This is a genomic window from Cellulosimicrobium cellulans, from assembly GCF_001722485.1.
Classification (GTDB): Bacteria; Actinomycetota; Actinomycetes; order Actinomycetales; family Cellulomonadaceae; genus Cellulosimicrobium; species Cellulosimicrobium cellulans_A.
Genome location: NZ_LWGL01000137.1, coordinates 1 through 8,507 on the forward strand (window position 1 = coordinate 1; position 8,507 = coordinate 8,507).

General features: G+C 73.1%; 5 protein-coding genes, 1 rRNA gene and 1 pseudogene. 4 read left to right on the plus strand and 3 right to left on the minus strand.

The genetic code is table 11. The features are described 5' to 3' along the window. The 3 genes from JZ5iCDA_RS13335 to JZ5iCDA_RS13345 all read left to right on the plus strand — a co-directional run. Positions 1 to 168: ribosomal RNA gene (locus tag JZ5iCDA_RS13335) — 23S ribosomal RNA — on the plus strand; the annotation flags it as partial. Then, complete coding sequence (locus tag JZ5iCDA_RS13340) at positions 169 to 1,635, plus strand: ABC transporter ATP-binding protein (RefSeq protein WP_216093448.1); 1,467 nt, start codon at positions 169 to 171, stop codon at positions 1,633 to 1,635. Beyond that, complete coding sequence (locus tag JZ5iCDA_RS13345) at positions 1,632 to 3,614, plus strand: ABC transporter ATP-binding protein (protein ID WP_069387614.1); 1,983 nt, start codon at positions 1,632 to 1,634, stop codon at positions 3,612 to 3,614. The genes JZ5iCDA_RS13340 and JZ5iCDA_RS13345 overlap by 4 nt, the downstream gene beginning before the upstream one ends. 4 nt (positions 3,615 to 3,618) lie before the next feature. Here JZ5iCDA_RS13345 and JZ5iCDA_RS13350 read toward each other — a convergent pair whose 3' ends face one another. Next, entirely contained in the window at positions 3,619 to 6,480 is a 2,862-nt protein-coding gene (locus tag JZ5iCDA_RS13350; RefSeq protein ID WP_083260012.1) for an HAD-IC family P-type ATPase, read from the minus strand. Positions 6,481 to 6,562: 82 nt separating this feature from the next. On the opposite strand from JZ5iCDA_RS13350, the gene JZ5iCDA_RS13355 reads away from it, so the two are divergent. Next, positions 6,563 to 7,441 carry a TrmH family RNA methyltransferase gene (locus JZ5iCDA_RS13355; protein ID WP_069387616.1) on the plus strand — a complete coding sequence of 293 codons (879 nt, stop codon included), beginning with the start codon at positions 6,563 to 6,565 and terminating at the stop codon, positions 7,439 to 7,441. Positions 7,442 to 7,461: 20 nt separating this feature from the next. Here JZ5iCDA_RS13355 and JZ5iCDA_RS18975 read toward each other — a convergent pair whose 3' ends face one another. Next, the gene (locus tag JZ5iCDA_RS18975) at positions 7,462 to 8,199 is read right to left on the minus strand and encodes an esterase/lipase family protein (RefSeq protein WP_069387617.1); all 738 of its coding nucleotides are present in this window, start codon (positions 8,197 to 8,199) and stop codon (positions 7,462 to 7,464) included. After that, positions 8,196 to 8,507 (minus strand): annotated as a pseudogene (locus tag JZ5iCDA_RS18980) (hypothetical protein); the annotation flags it as partial. The pseudogene JZ5iCDA_RS18980 and the gene JZ5iCDA_RS18975, both read right to left, overlap by 4 nt.

The window sequence follows — 8,507 nt, forward strand, 5'->3', positions numbered from 1 at the left end:
CGGGTGGAGTCAACGTTGAAATACCACTCTGGCCGCTTCGGATGTCTAACCTCGGTCCGTGATCCGGACCAGGGACAGTGCCTGGTGGGTAGTTTAACTGGGGCGGTTGCCTCCTAAAATGTAACGGTCTACTTCGGGGCGCGGGTCGCGATGTCGTTCGGGCGCGATGTGCGCGCCGGGCTGTTCCGCGGCGTCCAGCGCTTCTCGGCCCAGGAGATGGGCCGGTTCGGGGCGCCGTCGCTCATCACGCGGACGACGAACGACGTCCAGCAGGTGCAGATGCTCGTGCTGCTCTCGCTGACGATCATGGTGATGGCGCCGATCATGCTCGTCGGCGGGGTCGTCATGGCGCTGCGGGAGAACGTCGAGCTCTCGGCGCTGCTCCTCGTCGTCGTGCCGGTCCTCGGGGCGAGCGTCGGCCTGATCGTCTGGCGGATGGTGCCGTACTTCCGGCAGGTGCAGAAGAAGATCGACGGGATCAACGCGGTGCTGCGCGAGCAGATCACCGGCATCCGCGTCATCCGGGCGTTCGTGCGCGAGCGGCGCGAGGAGGAGCGGTTCGACGTCGCGAACGACGCGCTGTTCGACGTCTCGCTCAGGGCCGGCAAGCTCATGGCGCTCATGTTCCCGACGGTCATGCTCGTCGTGAACGCCTCGAGCGTCGCGGTGCTGTGGTTCGGCGGCCGCCAGATCGACGCGGGCGACATGGAGGTCGGCTCGCTCACGGCGTTCCTGTCCTACCTCATGTACATCCTCATGGCCGTGATGATGTCGACGATGATGTTCATGATGGTCCCGCGCGCCGCGGTCTCCGCGGAGCGGATCACGGACGTCATGACGACGCCGGCCACGGTCGTCGAGCCGGAGCGCCCCGTCCCGCTGACGACCCGCACCGGCCGCGTCGAGCTCGACGGCGTGGAGTTCCGCTACCCCGGGGCGGAGGAGCCCGTCCTGCACGACGTCTCGTTCGTCGCGGAGCCGGGGCGCACGACCGCGGTGATCGGCTCGACGGGCTCCGGCAAGACGACGCTGCTCAACCTCGTCCCGCGCCTGTTCGACGTCACGGGCGGTGCCGTGCGCATCGACGGGACCGACGTGCGCGACCTGTCCGGCGCCGACCTCGGCTCCCTGCTCGGCCTCGTCCCGCAGAAGGCGTACCTGTTCTCCGGGACCATCGCCGACAACCTCCGGTTCGGCCGGGCCGACGCGACCGAGGAGCAGATGTGGGAGGCGCTCGAGGTCGCGCAGGCCCGTGACTTCGTCGAGGCCCTCGACGCGGGTCTCGAGTCTCCCGTCACGCAGGGCGGCACCAACTTCTCGGGCGGGCAGCGCCAGCGCCTGGCCATCGCCCGCGCGGTCGTGCGCGACCCGGCGGTCTACCTGTTCGACGACTCGTTCTCCGCGCTCGACTACGCGACCGACGCGCGGCTGCGCGCCGCCCTCGCGCCGCGCACCCGGCGCTCGACGGTGATCGTCGTCGCGCAGCGCGTCGCGACCATCCGCGGCGCCGACCAGATCCTCGTGCTCGACCACGGCCGCATCGTCGGGCGCGGCACGCACGCCGAGCTCCTCGCGTCGAACGAGACGTACCAGGAGATCGTCTACTCCCAGCTCTCGATCGAGGAGGCGGCATGAGCGGCGAGCGCGACGTCGCGCGCACGCGCATCGCCGGCCGTCCCCGCGGGGGTCCGGGACAGGGGCCGATGGGCGGCATGGGCGTCCCGGGGGAGAAGGCGCTCGACTTCCGGGGCTCGCTGCGGCGCTTCGCGGCCTCGCTACGTCCCGAGCGCGTGCCGATCGTCGCCGTCGTCGTCCTCGGCGTCGTCTCGGTGGCGCTCGCGGTGGCCGGGCCGAAGCTGCTCGGGAACGCGACGAACGTCATCTTCGCGGGCGTCGTCGGGTCGCAGCTGCCCGCGGGGACCACGCAGCAGCAGGCGGTCGACGCGCTGCGGGCCCAGGGCCAGGACCAGGTCGCCGACCTCGTGAGCGGCGTCCCCGGCCTCGTGCCCGGCGAGGGCATCGACTTCTCCGCGCTCGCGACGGTGCTCGCGTGGGTCCTCGCCGTCTACGTCGGCTCGTTCCTCTTCGGCTGGCTGCAGGGCCGGATCACCGCGATCGTCGTGCAGCGGTCGGTGTACCGGCTGCGCGGGGAGGTGCAGGCCAAGCTGGGCCGCCTCCCGCTGTCCTACTTCGACCGCAACCCGCGCGGGGAGATCCTCTCGCGCGTCACGAACGACATCGACAACATCTCGCAGACGCTCACCCAGACGCTCTCCCAGCTCGTCACGTCGGTCCTCACCGTGGTGGGCGTGCTCGGCGTGATGTTCTGGATCTCTCCGCTGCTCGCCGTCGTCGCGCTCGTCACGGTCCCGCTGTCCGTGCTCGTGACGGCGCAGATCGCCAAGCGCTCCCAGCCGCAGTTCATCGCGCAGTGGGCGAGCACGGGACGGCTCAACGCCCACGTCGAGGAGATGTACACGGGCCACACGCTCGTCAAGGTCTACGGGCACCAGCAGGCCGCGATCGACGACTTCGAGCGCGAGAACGCGGCGCTGTACGACGCGAGCTTCAAGGCGCAGTTCATCTCGGGCACGATCCAGCCGGCGATGGGGTTCGTCGCGAACCTCAACTACGTCGTCGTCGCGGTGGTGGGCGGGCTGCGGGTCGCGTCCGGCGCGCTGTCCCTCGGCGACGTCCAGGCGTTCATCCAGTACTCGCGCCAGTTCACGCAGCCCATCACGCAGATCGCCGCGATGATGAACCTGCTGCAGTCCGGCGTCGCGTCCGCCGAGCGGGTCTACGACCTGCTCGACGCCGACGAGCAGACGCCGGACCCGTCGCCCGCCGCGACGGTCGGGCCGGTGCGCGGCCGCGTCGCGTTCGAGGACGTCTCGTTCTCCTACGACCCGGACGCGCCGCTCATCGAGCACCTCGACCTCGTCGTCGAGCCGGGCCAGACGATCGCGATCGTCGGGCCGACGGGCGCGGGCAAGACGACGCTCGTCAACCTCCTCATGCGGTTCTACGACGTCGACGCGGGGCGCATCACGCTCGACGGCGTGGACACGCGCGACATGACGCGCGACGACCTGAGGTCCTCGGTCGGCATGGTGCTGCAGGACACCTGGCTGTTCCAGGGGACGATCGAGGAGAACCTGCGCTACGGCGTGCGGGACGGGCGCGAGGTCGACGACGAGGCCTTCCTCGCCGCGACCCGTGCGACGCACGTCGACCCGTTCGTGCGCACGCTGCCCGACGGCTACCAGACCGTCATCGACGACGAGGGCTCGAGCGTGAGCGCGGGGGAGAAGCAGCTCCTGACCATCGCGCGCGCGTTCCTCGCCGACCCGGCGATCCTCGTGCTCGACGAGGCGACGAGCTCCGTCGACACGCGCACCGAGGTGCTCGTGCAGCAGGCCATGAACGCGCTGCGCGCCGGGCGCACGTCGTTCGTCATCGCGCACCGCCTGTCGACGATCCGCGACGCGGACACGATCCTCGTCATGGAGCGCGGGTCGATCGTCGAGCAGGGCACGCACGACGAGCTGCTCGCGGCCGGCGGCGCGTACGCGCGCCTCTACGAGAGCCAGTTCGCCGCTCAGCCGGCCGGCTGAGCCGTCAGGCGCGCGTCGCGGCCTGCGGCACGTGGCCGCGCGCCGTCCAGCGCCGGTTGACCCACTTCGCCACCTCGACGAGCAGGAACACCACGACGGCGAGCCCGAGCGTCTTGGCCCACTCGTCGACCCCGATCGGCGCGGAGTCGAACCACGCGTGCATGAACGGCGCGTACACGAAGACCGCCTGCAGCGCCATGAGCGAGGCCGCCGAGACCCAGATGACGCGGTTGCCGCGCAGCACGGCCGGGGTGAGGCTCGACCGGTCGAGGAAGCGGCAGTTGAACAGGTAGGCGAGCTGGCCGAGCGCGAGCATCGTGACGGCGGTCGTCTGCGCCTGGGCCAGCGGCGCGCCCTGCGCCCGCTCGAGGTAGAACACCGCCATCGCCGCACCGCCGATGACGACCGACGCGATGAGGATGCGCCGCACGTACGCCGCGTCGAGGATCGAGGCGTCGGGGTCGCGCGGCGCGCGGCGCATGACGTCGGGCTCCGCCTTCTCGTAGGCGAGGGCGAGCGACAGCGTCACGGCGGTGATCATGTTGATCCACAGGACCTGCACGGGCTGCAGCGGCAGCGTGAGCCCGAACAGCACCGCGATCAGCACGACGAGGGACTGCGCGCCGTTGGTCGGCAGGAGGAACAGCACGGACTTGCGGATGTTGTCGTAGATCCGCCGCCCTTCCTCGACGGCCCGCTCGATGGTGGCGAAGTTGTCGTCGGCGAGGACGACCTCGGCCGCCTCCTTGGTGGCCTCCGTGCCCTTGATGCCCATGGCGACGCCGACGTTCGCCTGCGTGAGCGCGGGGGCGTCGTTCACGCCGTCGCCCGTCATCGCGACGACCTCGCCGTGCGACTGCAGCGCCGAGACGATGCGGATCTTGTGCTCGGGGCTCGTGCGCGCGTACACGTCGACGTCGCGCACGACGCCGCGCAGCTCCTCGTCGTTCATCTGCTCGAGCTCGGCGCCCGTGAGGACCGCCGGGGCGTCGCCCTGGTCCGCAGGAGCGTCGACGATCCCCATCTCGCGGCCGATGGCGAGCGCGGTGCCCGCGTGGTCGCCGGTGATCATCTTCACGCGGATGCCCGCGTCGCGGCACTCGGCGATCGCGTCGACCGCCTCGGGGCGGGGCGGGTCGACGATGCCGACGACGCCGCACAGCTCGAGGCCGCCCTCGACGTCCTCGAGACCGAGCGTCGTCGTGCCGTCACCGGCGTCCGCGCGCGCGGCGGCGAGGACGCGCAGGCCCTGGTCGCTCAGCGCGTCGATCTGCTCCTCCCAGAACGCGCGGTCGAGCGGCTGCGTGCCGCCGTCGGGCGCGACCTGCGACGCGCAGCGGTCGAGCACGCGGTCGGGCGCGCCCTTGAGGTGTACGTGCACGGTGCCGTCCGGGCCGCGGTCCAGGGTCGCCATGAACTTGTTCTCGGACTCGAACGGCACGACGTCGACCCGCTCCCAGCCGGACGTCTCGACGCCGGCCTTCATGCCGAGCGTGCGCAGCGCGCCCTCGGTCGGCTCGCCGACGAGGCGCCAGCCGTCGGGGTCGGCGTCGTCGCGCACGATCCGGGCGTCGTTGCACAGCATCATCACGGTGGCCACGGCGGCGAGGTCGGGCGCGTCGGCGAGGTCGACGCGGGGGCGGTCGCTCCCGGTCGCGTCCTCCGCCGAGGCGTCGTCGGGGGCGCGCGTCACGTCGCCCTCCGGCGCGTACCCTGCGCCGTCGACGGCGAACGTGCCGCCGGCGGTGCGGACGGAGCGCGCCGTCATCTCGTTCTTGGTGAGCGTGCCGGTCTTGTCCGAGCAGATCGTCGTCACCGCGCCGAGCGTCTCGACGGCGGGCAGCTTGCGCGTGATCGCGCGGCGGCGCGCCATCTGCTGCACGCCGAGCGCGAGGGTGATCGTCACGAGCGCGGGCAGTCCCTCGGGCACCGCCGCGACGGCGAAGCCGATCGACGCCGAGACGAGCTCCGCCAGCGAGAAGCCGTGGACGAACGCCCCGATGAGCACCATGACGACGGCCATCGCGAGGATGAGCACGGCGAGGAGCTTGCCGAACCGGTCGAGCTGGCGCGTCAGCGGCGTCTCGAGGCTGCGGACCTCCGAGATCATCGTCTGGATGCGCCCGATCTCGGTGCGCTCGCCCGTCGCGGTCACGACGCCGACGCCCTGACCGGCGGCCACGAGCGTGCCCGAGAACAGCATGCTCGTGCGGTCGCCGACGCCCGCCGCCGCGTCGACGGGGTCGACCTTCTTGGACGCCGCGACCGACTCGCCCGTGAGCGCCGACTCCTCGACGCGCAGGTTGGTGGCCCGCAGCAGGCGCAGGTCGGCCGGCACCCGGTCGCCCGAGCTCACGCGCACGACGTCGCCCGGCACGAGGTCGTCCGCGTCGACGTTCGCCCACGCGCCGTCGCGGCGCACCTGCGCCTCGACCGACAGCATGTCGCGGATCGCGTTGAGGGCGCTCTCGGCGCGCCCCTCCTGGATGAAGCCGATCGCCGCGTTGATCACGGCGACGGCGAGGATCACCGTGAAGTCGATCCAGTCGCCGAGGACCGCCTTGAGCACGGCCGAGACGAGCAGGATGTAGATGAGGATGTCGTCGAAGTGGACGAGGATCCGCTTCCACAGCGGGTCCCGCTTGGTCGGGGCGAGGCGGTTGGGCCCCACCTCCTCGAGGCGCTCGGCGGCCTCGGCGCGGCTGAGCCCGTCGTCCGTCGAGCGGACGGCGGTCAGCACGTCCGCGGGCGGGCGTGCCCAGGGGGCCTCCGTCGCGGCCCCGTCGGACGACACGGCGGTCGACGACGAGGTGGTCGGTGCTGGGGTCGGTACGGAGGGCGGTACGGCGTCCGGCGCAGGTCCCATACGACCATTCGACCCTGTCGAGGCGCATCGCGCGAGAGGGCGAAAGACCCGAGCACGAGCGGTGCGCTGGGAGAATCCTCACGTGACCGACCTCCACCTCCCCGGCGTGCGCGTCGTGCGCGTGACCGACCCCGCCGACGAGCGGCTCGGCGACTACACCCGCCTCACGGACGTCGCGCTGCGCGCGAAGCACGAGCCCGAGAAGGGCCTGTACATCGCCGAGAGCTCGACCGTCATCCGTCGCGCGCTCGCCGCCGGCCACCGGCCGCGGTCCTTCCTCATGGCCGAGCGCTGGCTCGCCGACCTCGCCCCCGAGATCGAGGAGCTGCCCGTCGACGACGCGCCGGGCGGGACCGGCGAGCCGGTGCCGGTGTACGTCGGCGAGCCCGACGTCCTCGAGGCGATCACCGGGTTCCACCTGCACCGCGGGGCGCTCGCGGCCGTGCACCGCCCGCCGCTGCCGAGCGTGCATGATCTCGTGACCGGTGCGCGCGACGGCGCCGGCGCGCGGCGCGTCGCGGTGCTCGAGGACATCGTCGACCACACCAACGTCGGGGCGATCTTCCGGTCGGCCGCCGCGCTGGGCGTCGACGCGGTCCTCGTGTCGCCGCGCTGCGCCGACCCGCTGTACCGCCGGTCGGTGCGCGTGAGCATGGGCACCGTGTTCCAGGTGCCGTGGACGCGGTTCGAGACGTGGCCGGGCGGGCTCGCCGCGCTGCAGGACGACGGCTTCACCGTCGCCGCGCTCGCGCTGTCCGACGACGCCGTGAGCCTGGACGAGCTCGTCGCCGACCCGCCGCAGCGGCTCGCCCTCGTGCTCGGCACGGAGGGGGACGGGCTCTCGCGCGGGGCCGTCGAGGCGGCGGACCAGGTCGTGACGATCCCCATGGCCGGGGGAGTGGACTCGCTCAACGTCGCGGCGGCGTCGGCCGTCGCGTTCTGGGCGACGCGCACGGGCTGACGCCGCAGCCCCACCGTGCCTCAGCCCGGCCGTGCGAGCCCGGCGTCGTCGTCGCGCGGTGCGCCCGCGCGCGCGAGGCGGCCGACCTCGCGCACGACGACCTCGACGAGCGACGGGTCGCTCAGGAGCTTGAAGTGGCCCGACAGGGGCAGCTCGACGTTCGTCGCGCCCTCGAGCCGGCCGGTCTCCGGGATGTGCGGGTCGAACCGCGGGTAGACCGCCGTGATCCGCGCGTCGACGGCGCGCTCGGCGGCGAGCGCGAGCAGCGCGGCGTCCGTGGGCGCGAACGCCCGCAGCGTCCGGCCGACGAGGTAGCGCGCGTAGCGCGAGCCGCGGAACGGCGTCGCGACGGCGACCATGCCCGCCACGTGCACCCCGGCCGGCGAGAGCATGACCTGCTTGCCGATCAGCCCGCCCTTGCTGTGCGCCACGAGCACCGCGCTCTCCAGACCCGACCGGGCGAGGAAGAGCGCGGCGAGGTCGGAGGCCTCGTGGACCGGTCGCCGGTTGTACCCCAGCCCCGGCACGACGTGCACCGGGTGCCCCTCGGCGGCCAGGGCGCGCGCGAGCGGCGCGAGGAACTGCCACGTCTCGTACACCCCGGGCAGGAGCACGACGGGCGCCCCGCCGCCCTGGCCGGTGGGCACCGGCCGCCGGGGGAGGACGGCGTGCTGCAGCTGCCGGGCCGCGGCGTACGCGTAGTCCGCCGACCGCTCCCGCAGGTGCAGCGCCGCCCCGACGTCCCGGACGGTCCTCACCGCGGCACCCCGGCGGCGTCGACCCGCACGCCGGTCGCCCGCTCCCACGCGACGCCGGGCGACGCGCCGGCGCGCAGCAGCGCCCCCACCTGGGTCACGACGAGCCGGACGAGCTCCGCGCCCTGCGGGTCGCGCCGGCGGAAGAACCACCGTCCGGCCCGCGCCCGGCCCTGGAGCACGCCCGGACCGCCGGGGCCCGCCGTCACCGAGCCGAGGCCCGCGCCACCGCGCACGGCACGCACCGCGGGCCGCCCGCCACGGTCGAGCACCGTCCAGGCCGCGACGCCGACGAGCAGCCCCACGAGCAC